Origin of the sequence: Mesorhizobium sp. M0040 (genome assembly GCF_040323505.1) — a bacterium.
GTDB lineage: Bacteria > Pseudomonadota > Alphaproteobacteria > Rhizobiales > Rhizobiaceae > Mesorhizobium.
Genome location: NZ_JAMYVA010000015.1, coordinates 62,192 through 83,520, shown reverse-complemented (window position 1 = coordinate 83,520; position 21,329 = coordinate 62,192). Strand labels below are relative to the sequence as shown.

The following is a 21,329-nucleotide window of genomic DNA, read 5'->3' as shown; positions in this document are numbered from 1 at the left end:
GATGGCGCTGGCGGTTGCGGGATATTCCGGCACGCTCCTTCCGGCCAAGCTCGGCCTGAAGGGCGGGATGACCGCGGCCTTCATCGCGCTGCCGGCGGAACTGGACGATCTGGCCGACGCCGTCGATTTTGCCGGTGTCGACCGGCTGGCCAACTGGTCGGCGATTTCGGGCGTTCATGACAAATACGATGCCGTGCATGCTTTCACCCGGCAGCGTGTCGAGATCGAGGACCGTCTTGGCGACGTCGAAGCGGCGATCAAGCGGGACGGCATGGTCTGGGTCTCTTGGCCGAAGAAGGCATCGAAAGTGCCGATCGACGTCACCGAGGACGTTATCCGCACAGAGGCGCTGAAGCTCGACCTCGTCGACGTCAAGGTCGCCGCCGTGAACGAGATCTGGTCCGGGCTGAAGCTCGTCATCCGAAAGGACCTGAGGTAATGGTCGAACTCACGCTTCCGAAAAACTCGAAGATCATGGCCGGAAAATCCTGGCCGAAGCCGGAGGGCGCGACCAACCTGCGCGAATACCGCATCTACCGCTGGTCGCCGGACGATGACGAGAACCCGCGCATGGATACGTATTTCGTCGACATGGACGATTGCGGGCCGATGGTGCTCGACGCGCTGCTCTGGATCAAGAACAAGATCGATCCGACGCTGACGCTGCGCCGCTCCTGCCGCGAAGGCATTTGCGGCTCGTGCGCCATGAACATCGACGGGTCGAACACGCTGGCCTGCACCAAGGGCTGCGACGACATTTCCGGCGCGATCAAGGTCTATCCGCTACCGCACATGGCTGTGGTCAAAGACCTGGTGCCCGACCTCACCAATTTCTACGCCCAGCACGCCTCGATCGAGCCGTGGCTGAAGACGGTGTCGCCCGAGCCGGCCAAGGAATGGCTGCAGAGCCATGAGGACCGCGAAAAGCTCGACGGGCTCTACGAATGCATATTGTGCGCCTGCTGCTCGACCTCCTGCCCGAGCTACTGGTGGAACGGCGAGCGCTATCTCGGCCCGGCGACGCTGCTGCAGGCCTATCGCTGGCTGATCGATTCCAGGGACGAGGCGACGGGCGAGCGGCTCGACAATCTCGAAGACCCGTTCCGGCTCTATCGCTGCCATACCATCATGAACTGCGCCCAGACTTGCCCCAAAGGGCTCAACCCGGCCAAGGCGATCGCCGAGATCAAGAAGATGATGGTGGAGCGACGGGTGTAGGCGGCGGGCGGGTTGCAGCCGAGATCGTCTCGTCCGCAGCGATCCTTCGCGCCCCCTCTGTCCTGCCGGACATCTCCCCCTCAATGGGGGAGATTAGCAGCTTGGAGGACAGCGCCCTTTCTGCAGCCTTGAAAAGTGGCGAAGCGGTGATGACAGCCAATCTCCCCACTAGAGGGGGAGATGTCCGGCAGGACAGAGGGGGGCGCTGTCCCGCCGAGTTCGAAAGGATAGCAAACTTATGACCGATTCCGACCTTCCCATCCTCTCTCCCATCGAAGCCCGCGTGCTCGGCTGCCTTATCGAGAAGAAGGAGCTGACGCCGGACGTCTATCCGCTGACGCTCAATGCGGCACATGCGGCGGCCAACCAGAAGACGGCGCGCGAGCCGGTGATGTCGGTCGAGCTTGCCGAGGTCAGAAGAGCGCTTGGCCAGCTCGAGCAGAAGGGCCTAGTCAGGCAGGTGTTCGCGTCGCGCGTCGAGCGCTACGACCATGTCGTAGCGCAGCGCTTTTCCCTGACCTCGGCGCAGATCGCGCTGCTCGGCCTGTTGCTGCTGCGCGGCCCGCAGACGGCCTATGAATTGCTGGCGCGAAGCGAGCGCATGGCGCGGCTGCCGTCGATCGACGAGCTTCGCGGCAATCTCGATCTGCTGATCGGCCGCAGGCCGCCGCTTGTGCAGCAGATCGACCGTGGTCCCGGCCAGCGCGAGGATCGCTATGTCCATCTGCTCAGCGGGCCGCCGCAGCTGTCGGCTGCCGCAGCGCCCCTGCAGTCGTCCTCGCCGGCGTCGGATCTGGAGACGCGCGTGCAGGCCCTCGAGGAAGAGGTCGCGGCATTGCGCGCCCGCCTCGACGCGCTCGTTGGCGAAAAAAGCCAATAATCATTCGAGAGGTTGGCGGGACAGCGCCCCCCTCTGTCCTGCCGGACATCTCCCCCACGAGGGGGGAGATTGGCAGCTTCGCCGTCCCGCCTCTCATTCAGCGTTGGAGATTGGCGAAAGGCAGGATGACGGCCAATCTCCCCACTCGTGGGGGAGATGCCCGGCAGGGCAGAGGGGGGCGCGAAGGATCGCCCGCTTTCCGCAGACCAGCTCTCACCCGAGCCTGGCGTCGAGCGATACCTTGATGGCGCCGAGCGCCTTCGAGACCGGGCATTCGGCCTTGGCCTTTTCGGCCAATTCCTTGAACTTGGCGGCATCGATGCCCGGCACCTTGCCGACCAGCGTGATCGCGCTGCCGGTGATGCCGGTGCCGGGGACAAGCGTTACCACGGCCTTGGCGTCGAGCTCGGCAGCCGGGGTGCCGTTCTCGGCGAGGAAATGCGAAAGCTGCATGGCGTAGCAGCCGGCATGGGCGGCGGCGATCAGCTCTTCCGGGTTTGTGCCGGATTTGCCGCTCTCGTCCTCGAAACGCATCTTGGCGGAATAGGGAGTGCCCTTCAGCGCCCCGCTCTGGGTTTCGAGTGTGCCCTTGCCTTCCTTGAAACTGCCTTTCCAAACGGCGTTGGCGGTGCGGTCCATCAATTCCTCCTTGATTGTCGTGGCTGAGCCCGTGATCGGCATCCAGTCGACTATAGCGCGCGCGGGAGCGAAGGCCACCCGCGCTTTCGTATCGACAGCAGCATGGTCGGGCAAAATCGCTCGGGAAAAAAATCGCGAAAAAATATGCGTGCAAAAATGTCGACTTCCATCTGTCCCGGCCGTCCTGCGGGCGGCCATGGACTTGGTGGCCGGATGGAGGACCACATGAACAACCTGTTTTCTGCTCACTGGACAAGCACCGGCCACAGGGCCGGTGAACAACAAGCCGACTGGTCGCGCCTGCAGCCTTCCGGCTTCGGCCGATTGCTTGCGGCGATTGCCATTATCGGGATTGCGGTATCTCTTCTCGACTATGCTGCGGCCGGTCTCGATTCTGCGGCAGGCAAGGGCTCCGCGGAGATTTCCGTAGCCTCGTCTTCGGCTTCAAGCCAGGAATGGAGATAAAATGAAGTATGTTTGCCTGGTCTATGGTGAAGAAAAAGATCTCTACGCAATGACGCCCGAGAGGCTGGCCAAGCTCGACGCCGATTCGATGGCCCATGACCGGTCATTGGACCAACGCGGGATGCTGATCATCGCGCAGGCGCTGCAATCGGTGAAAACGTCGAAAACCGTTCGCAGGCGCAAGGGCAAGCGGCTGGTCACCGACGGCCCCTTCGCCGAAACCAAGGAGCAGTTGCTCGGTTTCGTCATGATCGAGGCCGAGAGCCTCGACGAGGCGCTGGAGATCGCGGGCGAGATTCCGCTGGCCGAAATCGGCACGATCGAGGTGCGGGCGATCTACAAGGTGCCCGGGTCATAGAGATGTCTCGATAAGTTCCTCCGCGGAGCGGTGGCGACCAACGACTGGCGCGGGCTTTCGTTTTCTTCGTCGGACGCAACTTTTGCGTGTTGAAGCGAAGCAATACTTCTCCTATCGTCGCCGAGATCGGGGGATTTCGGGGCATGCATATATTGATTGCAGCAATCGGCCTGCTCGGAGCAGCGGGCTTCTGGTGATACCGGCTGAAGATCATGAACGACGCGGCGCGTGAGGTTGCCGACGTCGTTGGTCGCGTGCAGGGCAATGCGCGCCGCAAGAAGCTACGCAAGCAGGCGGCACTCTCGCCGCTGACGGCGATCGACGATCCGGTCGTGGCGGCCGCGACGCTGATCACCGCCATCGTTTCCGAACATGGTCCTGTGCTGCCGCAACGCGAAGCTGCCATTCGATCGGTGATCTCGGAGATTGCCGACAAAAAACAGACCGATGAAGCGGTGATCTACGCCAAATGGGCGGCATCGCAAATTGATGACGCCACGGTCGTCATCGACAAGCTGGCGCCGTTCCTGCGCGAACGCCTCGACGCGGCTGAAAGGAACGATCTGCTGCAGATGGTCGGCCGTGTGGCGGAAGCCGGTGGGCAAAACCTGCAGATTCCCGACCAGCGCATGCTGCGGCTGCGCCAGAAGCTGGGCTTCGAGGTCAACTGACCGAACGGCCAAAGACGCGCACTCGCCAAGCCTAAATCGCCTCGCCCTTCAACAGTTTCGGCGTGTCGCCGGACAGACCCGACGCCTGGCGGATGAAAAACCCCTTCAGCCGGGGCATGCGCTCGACGAGGCCGAGGCCGATGTCGCGCAAAGTGCGCAGCGGGCCGAAATCGTTGGAAAACATCCGGTTCAGCACATCGGTGGTGATGCCCATCTGCACCGTGTCGAAACGCCGCCATTGCTGGTAGCGCTCGAGCACGTCGAGCGCGCCGATGTCCTGGCCGAGCCGGTCGGCCTCGACCACCACTTCGGCCAGCGCCGCCACGTCCTTGAAGCCGAGATTGAGACCCTGTCCGGCGATCGGGTGGATGCCGTGGGCGGCGTCGCCGGCCAAGGCGATGCGCGGCGCGACGAAGGCGCGCGCAATGGTCAGCCCGAGAGGCCAGGCGCGGGGCTTGTCGGCGATATGGATTTCGCCGAGTTTGAGGCCAAAGCGCTGCTCGAGCTCGTATTCTAGGACCAGGGTGTCGCCCGCGACCAGCTTTTCGGCATCCTGCGACCGTTCGACCCAGACGATCGACGAGCGGTTGGTGCCGTCCTTGCCCGGCTTGAGCGGCAGCGTGGCAAACGGGCCCGCGGGAAGGAAATGCTCTTCGGCGCGGCCGTTGTGCGGCCGCTCGTGCGCCACCGTGCAGACGATGCCGGACTGGCCATACTCCCATTTCACCGTCTTGATGCCGGCCATGTCGCGCAGCTTCGAATTGACGCCGTCGGCGGCAACCAGCAGCCGCGCCTTCAGCGTCGCGCCGTCGGCAAGATGCACCGTTATGCCGGCGCCGTTGATGTCGAAGGCGCTGACGGCGACGCCTTCGATGATGCCGATGCCGAGTTGTTCGGCGCGCCGGCGCAAGGCGCCGTTCAAATCCTTGTTGGCGACCATATGCGCAAAGGGTTCGCCGGGCGCGACCTCGCCGTCGAAGGTGAGGAACACCAGGCGGACGGGATCGGATGTGCGCGAATCGGTGACAATCATTTCGGTGATTGCCTGCGCCTCCGGCGCGATCTCATTCCAGACGCCGAGCTGGTCGAGCATGCGGCACGCGGCGGCGGCAATCGCCGAGGCGCGGCCGTCCTTCTGCCAGACGCCGGCGGGTGCTGCATCGACGACGGCGACGGCGAGGCTCGGCCGCGCCTGCTTCAGCGACACGGCGGCGGCCAAGCCGATATAACCGGCGCCGGCGACCAGAACGTCGAGCGAATTCTTGCTGTCGACCATGGGCAATTCCTTTCGCAGCCTGACTGTCGCCGGGCATTCCGCCCTTGACTGCCCGCTGTTCCTGTCGGAAACCGCCATGGTAATTTTGCGGCGAGGTCAAGATGACGGCAGCCATGGACGAGCTTCTCGGCATTCTCGACCTCGAGCAGCTGGAACACAACCTGTATCGTGGTCGCAGCCCCAAGCTCGATTGGCAGCGCATCTTCGGCGGCCAGACCATCGCCCAGGCGCTGGTCGCCGCGCAGCGAACGGTCGAGCCCGAGCGCCACGTGCATTCGCTGCATGGCTATTTCATGCGGCCGGGCGACACCAAGGTGCCTATCATTTACGAGGTCGACCGCATCCGTGACGGCGGCTCCTTCACCACGCGCCGCGTCGTGGCGATCCAGCACGGCCAGGCGATCTTTTCGCTGGAAGCCTCGTTCCAGCAGGATGAGGTCGGCCTGGAACATCAGGTGCCGATGCCGCAGGACGTGCCGGCGCCCGACACGTTGCTGTCGCAGCGCGAATTGCTGGGCAAGTTCGGCGAAGCCGTGCCCGACGGCATCAAGCGCTATTGGGAGCGCGACCGGCCGATCGAGATGAAGCCGGTGATGCTGAAGCATTATACCAGCCGGGAAAAGCTCGAGCCGAAGCAGAACATCTGGATCCGCACCACCGGCCCGGTGCCGGCCGACCGCGCCACGCAGGCGGCCGTGCTCGCTTACCTCTCGGATATGACTCTGCTCGACACCTCGACCTTTGCCCATGGCCGCGCCATTTTCGATCGTGATATCCAGGCAGCCAGCCTCGACCACGCCATGTGGTTCCACCGCAGCCATCCGCTCGACGACTGGATGCTGTACACGCAAGACAGCCCGTCGACGCAAGGATCGCGTGGCTTTACCCGCGGCTCGCTGTTTGCCCGCGACGGCACCTTGATCGCCTCGGTTGCCCAAGAAGGACTCATCCGGCTGAAGCGGCCGCCTGCGGAGTAGGCATTTTTCGAAATTTGCCTATTTTTTAAGCATATGCACTGCCGCGCCTGTGAACAGGCAGCTGCCAGACCTTCTCGATTTCGTTGTTTAACAACAGCTTAACACCCTGCTTCGGCAATTGGCACGGAGCTTGAATCCTAGCGGGCACTCTCCGGCTCTCATGGGGATCGGCGAAGTCGTGCAAACGCGGGGACCCGCAACAGCAAAGGGTGAAACCTTATGAAGATCGTGATGGCAATCATAAAGCCGTTCAAGCTCGACGAGGTGCGCGAGGCGCTCACCGCAGTCGGCATCCAGGGCCTGACCGTCACCGAAGTAAAAGGCTACGGACGTCAGAAGGGGCACACGGAAATCTATCGCGGGGCGGAATACGCGGTCAGCTTCCTGCCGAAGATCAAGATCGAAGTCGCGGTCGCTGTCGACATGGTCGACAAGGCCGTCGAAGCCATCACTGCGGCGGCCAAGACCGGCCAGATCGGCGACGGCAAGATCTTCGTTTTCGGCATCGACCAGGCGGTGCGCATTCGCACCGGCGAAACAGACACCGACGCGCTTTGAGCTGCGGATACGTATTCCAATGGAGAGTTCAATGAATATTCCTTCCACCTTGAAGATAACGGGACGCGCGGCCGTTTTAGGTTCGCTCGCTCTCGCTGCACTGGGCACGGTTGCTGCGTTCGCGCAGGAAGCGGCACCGGCGGCACCGGCTGCCCCTGCGCCCGCGCTCGACACCGGCAACACAGCCTGGATGCTGACCTCGACGGCGCTGGTGCTGATGATGACCATACCGGGCCTGGCGCTGTTTTATGGCGGCATGGTGCGCAAAAAGAACGTGCTCGCCACCATCATGCAGAGCTTTGCCATCACCTGCCTGGTGACGGTGCTGTGGTTCATGTTCGGCTACTCGCTGGCCTTCTCGGATGGCGGCGGCATGAATGCCTATCTCGGCGGCTTCTCGAAGTTCTTCCACAACGGCATCACCACCTCCTCGCTGTGGCTGCCGGGCGTGGCGAACATTCCTGAGTTCGTCTTCTCGATGTTCCAGATGACCTTCGCCATCATCACGCCGGCGCTGATTGCCGGCGCCTTCGCCGAACGCATGAAGTTCTCGGCGCTGCTCATCTTCATGGGCGCGTGGCTGCTGGTGGTCTACGCCCCGATCGCGCATTGGGTGTGGGGCGGCGGCTTCCTCGGCACAGCCGGCGTTCTCGATTTCGCCGGCGGCACGGTCGTTCACATCAATGCCGGTGTTGCCGGCCTGGTCTGCGCGCTGGTTCTCGGCAAACGTGAAGGCTACGGCACCACCAACATGGCGCCGCACAACCTCGTCTACTCCGTCATCGGCGCTTCGCTGCTGTGGGTCGGCTGGTTCGGCTTCAACGCCGGCTCGGAACTGGCCGCCGACGGCCTTGCCGGTGCCGCAATGCTGAACACCCAGGTTGCCGCTGCTGCTGCGGCGCTCGCCTGGATGTTCGCCGAATGGATCGTCGCCAAGAAGCCGAGCGTTCTCGGCATCATCTCGGGCGCCGTCGCTGGCCTGGTCGCGGTGACGCCGGCTTCCGGCTTCGTCAATCCGACCGGCGCCTTCATCGTCGGCATCGTCGCCGGCGTGCTCTGCTACGTCTCGGCCGTCAAGCTCAAGCACGCGTTCGGCTATGACGACTCGCTCGATGCATTCGGCGTGCACGGCATCGGCGGCATCATCGGTGCATTGCTGACCGGCGTGCTCGCCGATCCGGCGATCAACAGCCTCGGCTCGGGCGCCTCTGTCGGCAAGCAGCTCTACGGTATCGTCTTCACCATCCTGTGGACGGCGATCGCGAGCTTCGTGATCCTCTACATCGTCAAGGCGCTGGTCGGCCTGCGTCCTTCCACCCCGGAAGAGGTCGAAGGCCTCGACATCAGCCAGCACGGCGAAGTGGTGCCGTAAAGGTATTGGCTGGTACCGGCGTTTTGCCGGTGCCGGGAAGATCCCGTCGTGATGCTCCCGAAAGGGCTCACGCCTTGAGGCCCGGAAGATTTCCGGGCCTCTTTTTTGCGCGCGGATGGCCGTGATGGCTCGATCACGGTCGCTTGATCAAGGTGCTCGATCCGCCGGCGGCGTGAAACATCGGCCGCAGCGGCTTCGAACTGTGGTGGCGGTCGCCCGTACCGGTGACGCAGAATGCCCATGGTTAATGCGCCCTTAACCTTCCCGCCGCTAGTCTGACAGCCGAATCTGCCGTGTTGCGCGTCCGCGCCCGGCCGGGCAACGACAGACGAGGAAGAGCATGCGTTCAGGGGCTTCAGCACCGCTTGCGCTGGCCGATACGGGGCACGGCATCCGGGCGTTCGCGAGGCGCCAGGTCGGGCGCCTGGTCGGTGCCGGGCTGTTTGCTCTGGTTGGCTTCGGCGTCGCCGCCCTTGCCACCTGGAACGTCGCCGATCCGAGCTTTTCGCACGCCACCGATAATATCGTCACCAATGCAATGGGTTATGCCGGCGCCGTCTTTTCCGACATTGCCATGCAGTTCTTCGGACTTGCCGCCGTTGCGGCGCTGGTGCCGGCGGTGATCTGGGGATTTCTGCTGTTTACCGCGCGCGGCGTCGACCGGCTGCCGAAACGGGCGCTGGCCTGGTTCGGGTTTTCGCTGCTTGGCGCGGCAATTGCCGGCTGCGTGGTGCCGCCCAAGACCTGGCCGCTGCCGACCGGCCTCGGCGGCGTCTTCGGCGACATGGTGCTCAATATCCCGGGCCTGGTCATCGGCGGCTATCCGACCGGCCTCGTCGCCAGCGTGCTCGCCGTGCTCCTGGCAGCGCCGGCGCTGTGGGTATTCTTGTATGGCTCGGCGCTGATTTCGCGCAAGAACGGCTTTGCGGTCCTCGAACAGCCTGCAGTGCCCGATCCGCAGGACGACCTGCTTTTCGACAATGAAGAGGACGAGGGCGACGAAGGTATATTGGCGCTTGGCGCCATCACCCACTGGTGGCTGTCGCTGCGGGCCTATCTGCGCCGCCGCGCCGCGCGCCGGCGCGAGCGCGACGATTTCGAGCCGGAGATGGAACCGCGGCCCAGCGCCTGGCGGCGGGCGGCCGAACGGGTCGAATCGGCCGAGTTCGCCGAGGCGCGGATGAGCCCGGGCGGGCGCGCCCGCGTCGAGCCGGAATTCTTCGCCGCCATGGTCAACGACCGCAGTGCCTCGATCGACCCTGACGATGCCGACGTCTTCGATAACGACGACAATGACGACGACATGGATTTCGCGCCCGAGCCGGCCGGCCAGCGCCGCGCGGCGCCGACGGCGAAGGTGCAGAACTTCCGTTCCGACGCGGCGACACGCGTCGAGGCGCCGGCGCCGCGGCCGGCCCCCGGCGCCCGCGTCCAGCGCGAGGCGCAGACTTCGCTGATCGGCTCGGAAAAATTCGAGATGCCGTCGCTGCACTTCCTGTCGGAACCAAAGAACGTGGTGCGCGACGCCAGCCTGTCCAAGGACGCGCTGGAGCAGAACGCCCGCCTGCTCGAGGGCGTGCTGGAGGATTTCGGCGTCAAGGGCGAAATCATCCATGTGCGTCCGGGTCCGGTCGTCACGCTCTACGAGCTGGAACCGGCGCCCGGCATCAAATCGTCGCGGGTCATCGGCCTGTCCGACGACATCGCCCGCTCGATGAGCGCCATCGCCTGCCGTGTCGCCGTGGTGCCCGGCCGCAACGCGATCGGCATCGAATTGCCGAACGCCAGGCGCGAGACGGTCTATTTGCGCGAGATCATGGCCAGCCGCGATTTCGAAACCACCAAGGCCAAGCTGGCGCTGGCGCTGGGCAAGACCATCAATGGCGAGGCGGTGATCGTCGACATCGCCAAAATGCCGCACGTGCTGGTCGCCGGCACCACCGGCTCGGGCAAGTCCGTCGCCATCAACACCATGATCCTGTCGCTGCTCTACCGGCTGACGCCGCAGGACTGCCGGCTGATCATGATCGATCCAAAGATGCTGGAGCTCTCGGTCTATGACGGCATTCCGCATCTTCTGACGCCGGTCGTCACCGATCCGAAGAAGGCGGTGGTGGCGCTGAAATGGACCGTGCGGGAGATGGAGGACCGCTACCGCAAGATGTCCAAGGTCGGCGTCCGCAACATCGACGGCTTCAACGCGCGCGTGCAGCAGGCCGAGAAAAAGGGCGAAAGGATCTCGCGCACCGTGCAGACCGGCTTCGACCGCCAAACCGGCGAGGCGATCTACGAGACGGAGAACCTCGACCTCGAGCCGATGCCCTACATCGTCGTCATCATCGACGAGATGGCCGATTTGATGATGGTCGCCGGCAAGGACATCGAAGGCGCGGTGCAGCGCCTGGCGCAGATGGCGCGCGCCGCCGGCATCCATGTCATCATGGCGACGCAGCGGCCGTCGGTCGACGTCATCACCGGCACCATCAAGGCGAATTTCCCGACCCGCATCTCCTTCCAGGTGACATCGAAGATCGACAGCCGCACCATCCTGGGCGAGCAGGGCGCCGAACAGCTGCTCGGCATGGGCGACATGCTCTACATGGCCGGCGGCGGCCGCATCCAGCGCGTGCACGGTCCCTTCGTCTCCGACGACGAGGTGGAGAAAATTGTCGCGCATCTGAAGCTGCAGGGCGTGCCGGAATATCTCGACGCCATCACCGAGGACGACGACAAGGATGACGACGAGCCGACGGGCAAAGGCAGTGGCGGCGGCGACGGCGGCAATTTCGAGGATTCCGACGATCCCTACGACCAGGCGGTCGCGGTGGTGCTGCGCGACGGCAAGGCCTCGACCAGCTACATCCAGCGCCGGCTCGGCATCGGCTACAACCGCGCCGCCTCGATCATCGAGAAGATGGAGAAGGAAGGCATTGTCGGCCCGGCCAACCATGCCGGAAAACGCGAAATCCTGGTGCCGACGGAGGACGACAAGTTCTAGAGCGCGTCCGCGCCGGCAACTTTGAACCTTTTGGCGCGTTGCAGCGGACGGGCGCCGTGCGGCCCGCCAAACTTAAGCCCAACTGGGGGGCCAGACCAATATAACGAGCAAGCAATCAGATGATGGTGACCGGCATGAAAAACGCAACTCTCGCCCCAAGCAGGGATTTCGCCCCAACCCGCCGGCAGGTGCTCGGCCTCGGCCTGGTCCTGGCCGGTGCGGCGGCCGCCAACCTCGTGCCCGGCTTCCAGTTGCTGGCGTCGGCGCAAGCAGCGGTTCCGGCGACGGCGCAGAAGATCGCCGATCATTTCTCCTCGGTCAAATCGATGAGCGGCGAGTTCGTGCAGTTCGGACCCAAGGGCGAGCAGACCGGCGGCAAGTTCTTTCTGGAACGGCCGGGCAAGATCCGCTTCAATTACGACGGCGCCTCGAATTTCAGAGTGATTTCCGACGGCAAGTCGGTGGTCATCCTCAACAAGAAGCTGCGGACCTCCGACCTCTATCCGCTGTCGAAGACGCCGCTGAAGCTGCTGCTCGACGACAAGATCGATCTGTCGGGCGGGCGCGTCAGAAGCGTCAAGGAAGAGGACGATCTCACCACCATCCAGCTTGCCGACAAATCGGTGTTCGGCAATTCGAAGATCACCATGATGTTCGATCCGAAATCTTATGAATTGCGGCAGTGGACCATCACCGATGCGCAAGGCAAGGACACGACGGTGATGATCTTCAACACCAAGGAGGGCGTCAGCTTCGCCCCCGACACCTTCGCCATCGACTATACGGCGAACCGCGAGCTGAACACCAAGACGCGGTAACTTTCTACTGCTGCGGGATGGCTTTTCCGCGTTGGTGCAGGCGGCTTGTTTTTGCGGTGCGCGGCTGGCAGTAGTTTCCGCGATTGACTTCCGTCGGACCAATCCGGCGGATCTCGCGTTATCCGGAACCCACATGCCGTTTTCCGTCGCTACCTGGAACATCAACTCCGTCCGGCTGCGTATGCCGATCGTCGAACGCCTGCTGGTCGAGCAGGCGCCGGACGTGCTCTGCCTGCAGGAAACCAAGGTTCCGGACGAATTGTTTCCGGAGAAAGCGTTCCGCAAGCTCGGCTACGAGCACATCGCCTTCCATGGCCAGAAGGGCTATCACGGCGTTGCCACCATAGCGCGGCGGCCGATCGAGGTGGTCGAAAAGCGCCGCTTCTGCGAGATCGACGACAGCCGGCATCTGTCGGTCACCGTCAACGCCGGCGGCAAAACGATCCTGCTGCACAATTTCTACGTACCGGCCGGCGGCGACGAGCCCGACGCGGCCGTCAACCGCAAGTTCAAGCACAAGCTCGATTTCGTTGCCGAGATGAACGCCGTCCGCGCCGAGCATGACGAGCACTCCGGCTCGATCCTGGTCGGCGACCTCAACATCGCGCCGCTCGAGCACGATGTCTGGTCGCACAAGCAGCTCCTCAAGGTCGTCAGCCATACGCCGGTCGAGACGGAAAACTTCGAGGCAATGCGGCTCGCCGGCGACTGGATCGACCTGATGCGGCTCAATGTGCCTTACGAGGAGAAACTCTACACCTGGTGGAGCTATCGCGCCCAGGATTGGCAGGCCTCAAATCGCGGCCGCCGCCTCGACCATGTCTGGTCGTCGCCAAACCTGGTGCCGCATTTTGCCGGCTATGAAATCCTGCGGCCGGCGCGCGGCTGGGAACGGCCCTCGGACCATGTGCCGGTGATCGGGCGTTTCAACCTGGATTAGCTTTGTCTCGCCTTAACAACTCAGCGAAACCTGAAACTATCCGCGATGTAGTCGGGACGGGCGTTCAGCGTGGCGAAAACGTCCTCCAGGTCAGGCGCCCCCGCCAATATGCCCGACAGGACCAGCGTCGTCGCGACGCCGACGCCGTTGCCGCCGGCGATGTCGTGCTCGACGCTGTCGCCGACGCAGACCACGCTGTCGCGCTCCGGGTGGCCCGCCAGTGCCAGCGCTGCCTCGAATATCTGCGGATTGGGCTTGCCAATGCGCGCCACGCTGCCGCCGAGGCTCTCATAGAGATCGGCGAGCCGGCCGGCGCCGAAGCGAGGGCCGACGGCAGTCAGCATGATCTTGTCGGGATTGGTGCAGAAGCATGGCACCCGCCGCGCCGCCGCCGGACCAAGAAGCCGGCGATAATGGTCGAGGTCGTAGCGATCGCCCTCGCTGGCGGAAATCAGCACCAGTTCGGCATCGTTGCCGTCCTTGGCCAGGACGAAGGGCAGGCCGTCGACAGCCGAACGGTCATTGTCGCGGCGGATCAGCAGGCATTTTGTCTGCGGGCGCAGGGCTCCGGATGCTGCCATTTGGTGGAAGGAGCGCCACGCCACCTCGCCGGAGGAGACAAAGTGATCCCAGCTTCCCGGTTCGAAGCCGAGCTTCAGCAGGCGGCGCTCATTGGGTTGCGCCCGCTTGCCGGAATTCGAGATCAGTACGATGGTCTTGCCGGCGCGCTTGAGTGCCGACAACGCTTCGACAGCACCCGGATAGGCGCTGGTGCCGTCGTGCAGCACACCAAATTGGTCGAGCAGGAACACCTGATAGCGGTCGGTCAGCGCGGCGATGCCGTCGAGGTGTTGAATTGCCTTGGCCGTCATAAAAGCCCCGCTGCGCTTGCGCCCATCAGCGCCAGCCGCGCCGTGCCGGCAGCGGCCTCCTCCGAAAGAGCCGGCACGAGAGCGACGCCAAGCTTGCGCTGCCGGATCGCTGTCCAGGCCGGATTGGCCGCACCGCCGCCGACGCTCCTGACCGATGTCAGCCGGGGGGCGCCGAGTTCGGCAAGCCGGCGATAGCCGAGCGCTTCGATCGCCGCAATACCCTCGAACATCGCTTTCAGATAGTCGGCGTCGTCGGCGGGCCGCGGCTCGAGGCGCGGCGGCAGCGCCGGATCGGCTATGGGGAAGCGTTCGCCCGGCGCCGGCAGCGGGTAATAATCGAGGCCGGTCTTCGTCGCCGGGTCGATTTTTTTGCTGAGTTCGACAATGCGGGCGACGGGGAAATGCTGGGCCAGCACCTTGCCGCCGGAGTTCGAGGCGCCGCCCGCCAGATAGGTGTCACCCAGCCGATGGCTGTAGATGCCGAATTGCGGCGCCGAGATCGGCCGGTCGGAGAGGATCTTGATGGTCAGCGACGAGCCGAGCGCGGTAACGCCGTCGCCCGCGGCACTCGCACCGGTCGCCAGGAATGAGGCGCAGCCATCCGTCGTGCCGGCAACGATAACCACGTCGCGCGGCAGGCCGAACATTTTCGCAGCGCTGGCGGTGAGCGTGTCCGTGACATCGCCCGGCCGCACGATGCGGGGCAGGAATTCCATGCGCACGCCGGTCGCCGCGATCCAGTCCGGCCAGCGCCGGGCCTCGACGTCGTAGCCGGTCTTCAGGGCGTTGTTCTCGTCGCTGACATCGAAGCGGCCGGAAAACTGTCCGGCGATCCAGTCTGCCTGGTGCAGCACAGTGGCGACGCCGGGCAGGTGCTGGAAAGACAGCGCCTTGGCGAGACCGGAGGTCGCCCCAAGTGCAGCGCTCGTTGCCGGTGCCGCGCCGGCTATTGCTGTCAGAATAGTGTCGTCAGCGACCTTGTCGTTGTACATCAGCGGTTCGGCCAGCGGCCGCCCGGCGCCGTCGACCGGCAGCAGCGTGCCCGACGTACCGTCGACGGCGATCGAGCGCACTGCCGCACGATCGATACATTTGAGCAGTTCCGCCAACGCCGCGCCGACCGCCTCCCACCATATGGCGGGGTCGCGGCCGTTCGGCCCAAATCGCTCGAGGGCAATAGCGGAATGCGCGGCAATGGAAAAATCCGGACGCATGGCGACGGCGCGCGCGCCGGATGTGCCGATGTCGATGCCGATGGCAAGCGGGCCAGACGAACGCGGCATGTCAGCTGCCTCCGGCATTGAGTTTCTGACGATATTTTTCGGCGTCCCAGTTGATCAGCTCGTCATTCTCCGCCGCTGTCAGATAATTCAGCTTCGCCGCGACATCGATCCGCGCTGTCACGTCGGAAAGGCAGCGCTGCATGGCGTCGGCACCGGCGCCGGCGTCGCCGCGCATCAACACGCCGAGTCCAGGAAACAGGATCGCCGCGGGTGCGGCGCCGCAGCGCTCGATGACGCGCTTCACACCCTCGTCCGGTCTCGCCACGACCGAGCCTTCGCCGAGAAAGATGACGTGGTCGGGGTAGAGGCTGCCACCCGAAGCCATGCGGCAGCTTTCGGCGTCGATCGCCACCGCATGCGCCTCAACGTCCGCCGGCAATCTGTAGTCGCTGTCGCCGGCGCGCGCCGTCAATGCCGCGATGTCCGGTTCCGCCACCTGGCGCGGCGGCCGCGCCAACAGTCGTGTCACGCGCCGCAGCAGCATGTCGGCCGCGGCGACGGTCTCGGCTGCAACGACCAGGCCGTGATTGCCGAGGATCAGGATATCCACGCCTGGCCGAAGGCGCTCGGCTATACCCTGCGCGAGTGGCAGTCCCGGCCGGCGATAGGGAATATACGCCCATTGATGGCCGTCGAGCCGCCTGGCGGCCTCGGCCTCGCAGTCGGCCTGCACGGCCAGCGAAATGGTCTCGACGCAGTGAACATGCAGAACGATGCGCTGCGGCATCAGCGCATGCACGGTGGTCTCGATCGACGGGCGCAAGCCGCGCGCGTTGAGGGCGTCGACAGTGAAGGCCTGCGGCTGTTCGGCGGCCGGGTCGCGCCGTTCGATGGCGTCGAGCAATGGCGGGATGCCGACCGGCACCATGATGTCCGCGATGAGCGCGTCCTTCAGCCAGGTGCCGGAGGCCTTGATCCAGAGCGTGTCGCCGGCTTTCAGCGAGGTGTTGCCGCCGGCGGCCTGGGTCAGATGCGGGTCGCTGCCGATGGCGGCCGAAAGCGACCGCAGCGCTGCCAGTTCCTGCGCATCCGCACTGATCGTCATCGAAATTCCTCCACAAACCGGCCGCGTGGCCACGGCTTTGGACGTCCCGGTGCCGGGACGAAGACCGACGCTGGTATCGCAGATGCGAGTAAGTTACGTCAACAGTGATGTTATCGCGTCAGATCAGGCTTGCAATCCGAGGCGTGTTGAGTAAGTTGCACCAATTGCCGTGCAAAATGGCAATGACGTGCAAAATGCTTGGGAGGCAAGTGCATTGGGAGGTAAGGGTTGAGCGACTCCGGCCGCCAGCGCCAGATTGTCGAGCTTTTGCGGGACCGGCCTTTCGCATCGGTGCGCGAGCTGCAGGAACGGCTTGGCGTGTCGGCGGCGACAGTGCGGCGCGACATCGACAAGATCGACGAGGCCGGCGAAGCGCGCAAGGTCTATGGCGGCATCTCGGCGCTCGATGGCGCTTCGCAAGCCGGCGTCGCCTATGCCAGGCCCTATGACGAGAACCGCGACCTCGCCGTCGAGGCCAAGCGGCAGATCGCCGCTCTCGGCGCCACCATGGTGCGCGACGGCGACGCGGTCATCGTGCATGGCGGTTCGACCTGCTTCCATCTCGGCGTCAAGCTCGCCGACCGCAACATCCGGCTCTACACCAACTCGATGCCGCTCGCGGCCTATCTCAGCGACCACGGCCATTGCAGCCTCACCGTCGCCGGCGGCGAACTGCACCGCGAGCCGGGCATCATCCATTCGCTGACGCAGACGGTGCCGTTCTACGCCTCGAAGTTCTTTCTCGGCGCGCAAGGCATCGGCCAGGAAGGCCTTCTGGAATCGCACCCGCTGCTGGTCCGCTCGATCGTCGAGCTCAGCCTCTGCGCCGACCAGATCGTCGTGCTGGCCGACAGCCGAAAACTGTCGATCCACGCGCGCAATGTGGCACTGCCGCTGTCGCGGATCGGCACGCTGGTCACCGATGACGGCCTGTCCGAGACAGATGCCCGCATGCTCGAAGATGCCGGCGTCATGGTGCGGATCGCGGCTTCCTCGGGAGGCGCCCAGTGAACATCGCCGTCCTCGATTTCGGCAAGACCAATTCGAAGCTGTTCGTCTTCGGCCAGGACGGACAGATCCTCGACGAGCGCCGTACCCAGCCGAGCTGGATCCGCAAAGGCGGCTTCAGCGTGCTCGACGAGCCAGCGCTGCACGACTGGGCGGCCCGCGCCATCGATGATGCAGTCGACACGCATGGCGTGGAAGGGCTGATGGTATCCGGCCATGGCTGCACCTTCGCGTTGGTCGACGAAGCCGCGCTGACGCATCCGATCCTCGATTACGAGCAGGAACCGCCAGCTGAAATCGCCGCGCAGATCGACCGCCGCATTCCGGATTTTGCCGAGACCTTTTCGCCGCGCCTGCCGCTTGGCTTCAACTACGGCCGCCACATGTTGTGGCTGAAGGAGGTGGAGCCCGGTGCCTTCGCCACAGCGAAATCGATCCTCGGCTACCCCCAATATTGGAGCTGGCGGTTTGGCGGCCGGCCGGTATCGGAAGTGTCGTATCTTGGCTGCCACTCGCATTTATGGGCGCCGCGCAAACGCGATTTCAGCTCGCTGGTCGATGCCGAGGGCTGGCGCGGCCAGATGCCCGCCTTCGAGCGTGCCGGCGCGGTGATCGGCGAGCAGCGCTTCGGCCAGGCCGCGAAGCCAGTCGCCATCCATAATGGCGTCCACGACAGCAATGCCGCGCTCCATGCCTACCGCCGGCAGCAGCTCGGGCCGGTGACCGTGGTCTCGACCGGCACCTGGGTGGTCGTGCTCAATCCGGACTGCCCGCTCGACGCACTCGACGGCGAGCGCGACATGCTGGTCAATGTCGATGTCGATGGCGGCCCGGTGCCAACCGTCCGGTTCATGGGCGGACGCGAATTCGCCACGATCAGCGCCGGCTGGCAGGGCGCAATCGCGCCGTCATCGATACAACGGGTGATCGACGCCGGCATTATGGCGCTGCCGAGCTTCGCGCCCGGCGGCCCGATGCCGCACCGCCGCGGCGAACTGGTCGGGCGTACGCCCAATGCCGAGGAACGCGCGGCCATGGCGCTGCTCTATGTCGCGCTGATGGTCGATCTGTGCCTCGAGCTGATCCATTCGGACAACACAGTGATCGTCGACGGCGGCCTGAACAATGGCGGGCTGCTTGCCGCGTTGCTGGCGCAGTTGCGGCCCGGGCAGGCTTTCCTGCAGGGCGCAACGCTGGAGGGCAGCGCCACCGGTGCTGCCGCACTTGCCTTCGAAAGCGTCGGACGCGAGTTTGCCACCGAAGCGCCGGAGGCGGTGCATGCGGCAAGTTTCAGCGGCCTTGCCGGCTATCGCAACGACTGGCGCGACCTTGCCGCCGACCGGGCTGTGGCCAGCGCAGCTGCAGGAGGTGCGCGATGAGCGCCGCCGCCCGGATCGAGACGGTGCGCCAGCCGGTGCTGGAGATGCGCCACATCTCCAAGACGTTCGGTGCGATCCGCGCCTTGCACGATGTGTCGCTGACCGTTCACGCCGGCGAGCTGCACGCGCTGATGGGCGAAAACGGTGCCGGCAAGTCGACGCTGATGAAGGTGCTGTCCGGCGCCTACCGGCCGGACCCCGGCGGCGAAATCCTGATCGACGGCGTGCCGGCCGCGACTGGCGACCCGATCAAGGCGCGCGCCGCCGGCATTGCGGTCATCTATCAGGAGCTGTCGCTGGCGCCTAATCTGTCGGTAGCGCAGAACATTTTTCTCGGCAACGAGCCGCGACGGTTCGGCGTTGTCGACCGCGAGCAGTGCAATCGGCGCGCCAGCGAGATCATCGCGCGGCTCGGCGTGACCTTCTCGGCGCGCACTCCGGTCGCAAGCCTGTCGCTCGGCGAGCGACAGCTGGTGGAAATCGCCCGCGCGCTGTCGACCAATGCGCGCATCATCGTCATGGACGAGCCGACCACGTCGCTGACCTCGCGTGAGACCGACCGGCTGTTCGAGGTGATCGCGACGCTGAAGTCGCAAGGCATCGCCATCATCTACATCAGCCACCGCATGGAAGAGGTCTACCAGCTCGCCGACCGCGTCAGCGTGCTACGCGACAGCGGCTATGTCGGCACGCTCGACCGCGCCGACCTGAACGCCTCGCGCCTGGTATCGATGATGGTCGGGCGCGATCTGTCGACGTTCTACAAGAAGGATCACCGTCCGCCGGACAGCAAGCGCGCCATCGCGCTGTCGGTGCGCGGCATGTCGGACGGCAATCTCATAAAGAATTGTTCCTTCGACCTCCACAAGGGCGAGGTGCTGGCACTGGCCGGCCTGGTCGGCTCGGGCCGCACCGAACTGGCACGGCTGATCTTCGGCGCCGACAGGCACACATCAGGCACGCTGGAGCTCGGCGGCAAACCGATATCCATCGGTTCGCCGAGCGAGGCGCTCGATGCCGGCATCGCCTACCTGACCGAGGACCGCAAGCAACTTGGCCTGTTTCTCGACATGTCGATCTCCGACAATATCAGCATGGGCGTGCTGGCAAAGGACGCGAAGGCCGGCGGTTTGCGCGACTTCACGGCTGCCGAAAAGCGCGCCGCCAAGGCGGTGTCAGACCTCTCCATCCGCACCAGCTCGGTGCAGGCCAATGCCGGCTCGCTGTCGGGCGGCAACCAGCAGAAGGTGCTGCTCGCCCGCCTGCTGGAAACCGAGCCGCAGGTCGTCATCCTCGATGAGCCGACCCGCGGCGTCGATGTCGGGGCGAAGTCGGAAATCTATCGGCTGATCGACAACCTGGCCAAGAAAGGCATCGCCATCCTGATGATCTCCAGCGAACTGCCGGAGGTGATCGGCATCGCCGACCGCGTGCTGGTGATGCGCGACGGCACCATTGCCGGCGAGGTGACGGCGTCGGAGGGCGAGCCGCTGCGGCAGGAAGCGATCATGGAACTTGCAACGGGAGCGGCTCAGCGATGACCGACAAGGTGGCCGACACGATGAAAGCGGACGACCGGGCGGTCGGCAGGAGCACGAGGTGGCGTACCGCCATCGCCGCACTCGGCATGCTGCCGATCCTGATCCTGCTGGCGGTCGGCTTCCAGTTCATCAATCCGCGCTTTTTCACCCAGACCAATCTGCTGATCGTCATGCAGCAATCGTCGATCAACATCGTGCTGGCCGCCGGCATGACCTTCGTCATCCTGACCGGCGGCATCGACCTGTCCGTCGGCTCGATCCTTGCCGCCTCGGCGATGGTGGCGGTGATGGTGTCGCTGGTGCCCGATTGGGGACTGCTGGGCGTGCCCGCGGCCATTCTCGTCGGGCTCGGTTTCGGCGTCATCAACGGGCTGCTGATCGCCTATATCAAGCTGCCGCCCTTCATCGTCACGCTGGGATCGCTGACCGCCGTGCGCGGCGTCGCCCGCCTGCTCGGCCAGGACACGACGGTGTTCAACGCGGACCTGCCGTTCGACTTCATCGGCAACGGTTCGCTGTTCGGCATTCCGTGGCTGGTAATCATCGCGCTGGCGGTCGTCGTCCTGTCCTGGCTGGTGCTCAAGCGCACCGTGCTCGGCACCTGGATCTACGCCGTCGGCGGCAACGCCGAGGCCGCCAGGCTGACCGGCATCAAGGTGCCGCTGGTGCTGCTCTTCGTCTACGGCGTTTCCGGCCTTCTGGCCGGCCTTGGCGGCGCCATGTCGGCGGCCCGGCTCTATGCCGCCAACGGGCTTCAGCTCGGCCAGTCCTACGAACTCGACGCCATTGCCGCAGTCATCCTCGGCGGCACCAGTTTCGTCGGCGGTGTCGGCTCGATCTGGGGCACGCTGATCGGCGGCCTGATCATCGCCGTGCTGTCCAACGGGCTCATCCTCGCCGGTGTTTCGGACATCTGGCAGTACATCATCAAGGGATTGGTCATCATCGTGGCGGTCGCCCTCGACCGTTACCGGCTCCAGGCAGGAGCAAGAACGTGATGGCCCTTAGTCGCCGGCATCCAACGAGCCGGT

At 64.7% G+C, this 21,329-nt stretch carries 21 protein-coding genes; 16 read left to right on the top strand and 5 right to left on the bottom strand.

Going from position 1 to position 21,329, the window contains the following annotated elements:
• Nucleotide 1: 1 nt before the first annotated feature.
• The 3 genes from NKJ91_RS15735 (at nt 2) to NKJ91_RS15725 (ending at nt 2,098) form a co-directional block, all read left to right on the top strand.
• The gene (locus NKJ91_RS15735; RefSeq protein ID WP_352456317.1) at nt 2-439 is read left to right on the top strand and encodes a DUF3052 family protein; all 438 of its coding nucleotides are present in this window, start codon (nt 2-4) and stop codon (nt 437-439) included.
• The gene (locus NKJ91_RS15730; RefSeq protein ID WP_023679764.1) at nt 439-1,218 is read left to right on the top strand and encodes a succinate dehydrogenase iron-sulfur subunit; all 780 of its coding nucleotides are present in this window, start codon (nt 439-441) and stop codon (nt 1,216-1,218) included. The genes NKJ91_RS15735 and NKJ91_RS15730 overlap by 1 nt, the downstream gene beginning before the upstream one ends.
• Before the next feature lie 238 nt (nt 1,219-1,456).
• Nucleotides 1,457-2,098: a YceH family protein gene (locus NKJ91_RS15725; RefSeq protein WP_352456316.1), complete on the top strand. Its 642-nt coding sequence runs from the start codon at nt 1,457-1,459 to the stop codon at nt 2,096-2,098.
• A gap of 213 nt (nt 2,099-2,311) precedes the next feature.
• Here NKJ91_RS15725 and NKJ91_RS15720 read toward each other — a convergent pair whose 3' ends face one another.
• Nucleotides 2,312-2,737, bottom strand: a complete 426-nt coding sequence (locus NKJ91_RS15720) for an OsmC family protein (protein ID WP_352456315.1) — start codon at nt 2,735-2,737, stop codon at nt 2,312-2,314.
• Nucleotides 2,738-2,962: 225 nt separating this feature from the next.
• On the opposite strand from NKJ91_RS15720, the gene NKJ91_RS15715 reads away from it, so the two are divergent.
• From NKJ91_RS15715 to NKJ91_RS15705, 3 genes are all read left to right on the top strand, one after another.
• Entirely contained in the window at nt 2,963-3,202 is a 240-nt protein-coding gene (locus NKJ91_RS15715; protein WP_352450153.1) for a hypothetical protein, read from the top strand.
• A gap of 1 nt (nt 3,203) precedes the next feature.
• The gene (locus NKJ91_RS15710; protein ID WP_352450152.1) at nt 3,204-3,560 is read left to right on the top strand and encodes a YciI family protein; all 357 of its coding nucleotides are present in this window, start codon (nt 3,204-3,206) and stop codon (nt 3,558-3,560) included.
• Between the two features lie 212 nt (nt 3,561-3,772).
• Complete coding sequence (locus NKJ91_RS15705) at nt 3,773-4,231, top strand: hypothetical protein (RefSeq protein ID WP_352456314.1); 459 nt, start codon at nt 3,773-3,775, stop codon at nt 4,229-4,231.
• Between the two features lie 31 nt (nt 4,232-4,262).
• Here the strand turns inward: NKJ91_RS15705 and NKJ91_RS15700 are convergent, their stop codons facing one another.
• Complete coding sequence (locus tag NKJ91_RS15700; RefSeq protein WP_352456313.1) at nt 4,263-5,507, bottom strand: ubiquinone biosynthesis hydroxylase; 1,245 nt, start codon at nt 5,505-5,507, stop codon at nt 4,263-4,265.
• Nucleotides 5,508-5,608: 101 nt separating this feature from the next.
• Between NKJ91_RS15700 and tesB the strand changes: the two genes are divergently transcribed.
• The 6 genes from tesB (at nt 5,609) to NKJ91_RS15670 (ending at nt 13,170) form a co-directional block, all read left to right on the top strand.
• A complete protein-coding gene (gene tesB, locus NKJ91_RS15695; RefSeq protein ID WP_031212697.1) occupies nt 5,609-6,484 on the top strand; it encodes an acyl-CoA thioesterase II in 876 nt (291 codons plus the stop codon).
• A gap of 219 nt (nt 6,485-6,703) precedes the next feature.
• The gene (locus NKJ91_RS15690; RefSeq protein WP_023679755.1) at nt 6,704-7,042 is read left to right on the top strand and encodes a P-II family nitrogen regulator; all 339 of its coding nucleotides are present in this window, start codon (nt 6,704-6,706) and stop codon (nt 7,040-7,042) included.
• Nucleotides 7,043-7,091: 49 nt separating this feature from the next.
• Nucleotides 7,092-8,414 (top strand): ammonium transporter, encoded by a 1,323-nt coding sequence (locus NKJ91_RS15685; protein WP_031212694.1) that lies wholly within the window; start codon nt 7,092-7,094, stop codon nt 8,412-8,414.
• 340 nt (nt 8,415-8,754) lie between these two features.
• The gene (locus tag NKJ91_RS15680; RefSeq protein ID WP_352456312.1) at nt 8,755-11,412 is read left to right on the top strand and encodes an FtsK/SpoIIIE family DNA translocase; all 2,658 of its coding nucleotides are present in this window, start codon (nt 8,755-8,757) and stop codon (nt 11,410-11,412) included.
• A gap of 134 nt (nt 11,413-11,546) precedes the next feature.
• Complete coding sequence (locus NKJ91_RS15675; RefSeq protein WP_031213172.1) at nt 11,547-12,230, top strand: outer membrane lipoprotein carrier protein LolA; 684 nt, start codon at nt 11,547-11,549, stop codon at nt 12,228-12,230.
• 133 nt (nt 12,231-12,363) lie between these two features.
• A complete protein-coding gene (locus NKJ91_RS15670; RefSeq protein ID WP_352456311.1) occupies nt 12,364-13,170 on the top strand; it encodes an exodeoxyribonuclease III in 807 nt (268 codons plus the stop codon).
• A 20-nt stretch (nt 13,171-13,190) separates the two neighbouring features.
• Here the strand turns inward: NKJ91_RS15670 and NKJ91_RS15665 are convergent, their stop codons facing one another.
• The 3 genes from NKJ91_RS15665 to NKJ91_RS15655 are packed head-to-tail and all read right to left on the bottom strand — an operon-like array spanning nt 13,191 to nt 16,370.
• Nucleotides 13,191-14,042, bottom strand: a complete 852-nt coding sequence (locus NKJ91_RS15665; RefSeq protein WP_352456310.1) for a TIGR01459 family HAD-type hydrolase — start codon at nt 14,040-14,042, stop codon at nt 13,191-13,193.
• A complete protein-coding gene (locus NKJ91_RS15660) occupies nt 14,039-15,325 on the bottom strand; it encodes an FGGY-family carbohydrate kinase (protein WP_031213171.1) in 1,287 nt (428 codons plus the stop codon). The genes NKJ91_RS15665 and NKJ91_RS15660 overlap by 4 nt, the downstream gene beginning before the upstream one ends.
• A gap of 1 nt (nt 15,326) precedes the next feature.
• Nucleotides 15,327-16,370, bottom strand: coding sequence for a class II aldolase/adducin family protein (locus tag NKJ91_RS15655; protein ID WP_023680487.1), 1,044 nt, complete (start codon nt 16,368-16,370; stop codon nt 15,327-15,329).
• A gap of 228 nt (nt 16,371-16,598) precedes the next feature.
• Between NKJ91_RS15655 and NKJ91_RS15650 the strand changes: the two genes are divergently transcribed.
• From NKJ91_RS15650 to NKJ91_RS15635, 4 genes are read left to right on the top strand one after another with little or no spacing between them, the layout of a single operon-like run.
• Nucleotides 16,599-17,381 carry a DeoR/GlpR family DNA-binding transcription regulator gene (locus tag NKJ91_RS15650; protein ID WP_352456309.1) on the top strand — a complete coding sequence of 261 codons (783 nt, stop codon included), beginning with the start codon at nt 16,599-16,601 and terminating at the stop codon, nt 17,379-17,381.
• A complete protein-coding gene (locus tag NKJ91_RS15645; RefSeq protein WP_352456308.1) occupies nt 17,378-18,757 on the top strand; it encodes an FGGY-family carbohydrate kinase in 1,380 nt (459 codons plus the stop codon). The genes NKJ91_RS15650 and NKJ91_RS15645 overlap by 4 nt, the downstream gene beginning before the upstream one ends.
• Nucleotides 18,754-20,298 (top strand): sugar ABC transporter ATP-binding protein, encoded by a 1,545-nt coding sequence (locus NKJ91_RS15640; RefSeq protein WP_023680484.1) that lies wholly within the window; start codon nt 18,754-18,756, stop codon nt 20,296-20,298. The genes NKJ91_RS15645 and NKJ91_RS15640 overlap by 4 nt, the downstream gene beginning before the upstream one ends.
• Nucleotides 20,299-20,318: 20 nt before the next feature.
• Nucleotides 20,319-21,296 (top strand): ABC transporter permease subunit, encoded by a 978-nt coding sequence (locus NKJ91_RS15635; protein WP_502894527.1) that lies wholly within the window; start codon nt 20,319-20,321, stop codon nt 21,294-21,296.
• The last annotated feature ends 33 nt before the right edge of the window (nt 21,297-21,329 follow it).

Coding starts and splice junctions, on each gene's coding strand:
- tesB (WP_031212697.1), top strand. CDS start 5,609: ATGACGGCAGCCATGGACGAGCTTCTCGGCATTCTCGACCTCGAGCAG.
- NKJ91_RS15720 (WP_352456315.1), bottom strand. CDS start 2,737: ATGGACCGCACCGCCAACGCCGTTTGGAAAGGCAGTTTCAAGGAAGGC.
- NKJ91_RS15670 (WP_352456311.1), top strand. CDS start 12,364: ATGCCGTTTTCCGTCGCTACCTGGAACATCAACTCCGTCCGGCTGCGT.
- NKJ91_RS15680 (WP_352456312.1), top strand. CDS start 8,755: ATGCGTTCAGGGGCTTCAGCACCGCTTGCGCTGGCCGATACGGGGCAC.
- NKJ91_RS15640 (WP_023680484.1), top strand. CDS start 18,754: ATGAGCGCCGCCGCCCGGATCGAGACGGTGCGCCAGCCGGTGCTGGAG.
- NKJ91_RS15715 (WP_352450153.1), top strand. CDS start 2,963: ATGAACAACCTGTTTTCTGCTCACTGGACAAGCACCGGCCACAGGGCC.
- NKJ91_RS15735 (WP_352456317.1), top strand. CDS start 2: ATGGCGCTGGCGGTTGCGGGATATTCCGGCACGCTCCTTCCGGCCAAG.
- NKJ91_RS15675 (WP_031213172.1), top strand. CDS start 11,547: ATGAAAAACGCAACTCTCGCCCCAAGCAGGGATTTCGCCCCAACCCGC.
- NKJ91_RS15635 (WP_502894527.1), top strand. CDS start 20,319: ATGAAAGCGGACGACCGGGCGGTCGGCAGGAGCACGAGGTGGCGTACC.
- NKJ91_RS15660 (WP_031213171.1), bottom strand. CDS start 15,325: ATGCCGCGTTCGTCTGGCCCGCTTGCCATCGGCATCGACATCGGCACA.
- NKJ91_RS15690 (WP_023679755.1), top strand. CDS start 6,704: ATGAAGATCGTGATGGCAATCATAAAGCCGTTCAAGCTCGACGAGGTG.
- NKJ91_RS15700 (WP_352456313.1), bottom strand. CDS start 5,507: ATGGTCGACAGCAAGAATTCGCTCGACGTTCTGGTCGCCGGCGCCGGT.
- NKJ91_RS15665 (WP_352456310.1), bottom strand. CDS start 14,042: ATGACGGCCAAGGCAATTCAACACCTCGACGGCATCGCCGCGCTGACC.
- NKJ91_RS15710 (WP_352450152.1), top strand. CDS start 3,204: ATGAAGTATGTTTGCCTGGTCTATGGTGAAGAAAAAGATCTCTACGCA.
- NKJ91_RS15655 (WP_023680487.1), bottom strand. CDS start 16,370: ATGACGATCAGTGCGGATGCGCAGGAACTGGCAGCGCTGCGGTCGCTT.
- NKJ91_RS15725 (WP_352456316.1), top strand. CDS start 1,457: ATGACCGATTCCGACCTTCCCATCCTCTCTCCCATCGAAGCCCGCGTG.
- NKJ91_RS15730 (WP_023679764.1), top strand. CDS start 439: ATGGTCGAACTCACGCTTCCGAAAAACTCGAAGATCATGGCCGGAAAA.
- NKJ91_RS15705 (WP_352456314.1), top strand. CDS start 3,773: ATGAACGACGCGGCGCGTGAGGTTGCCGACGTCGTTGGTCGCGTGCAG.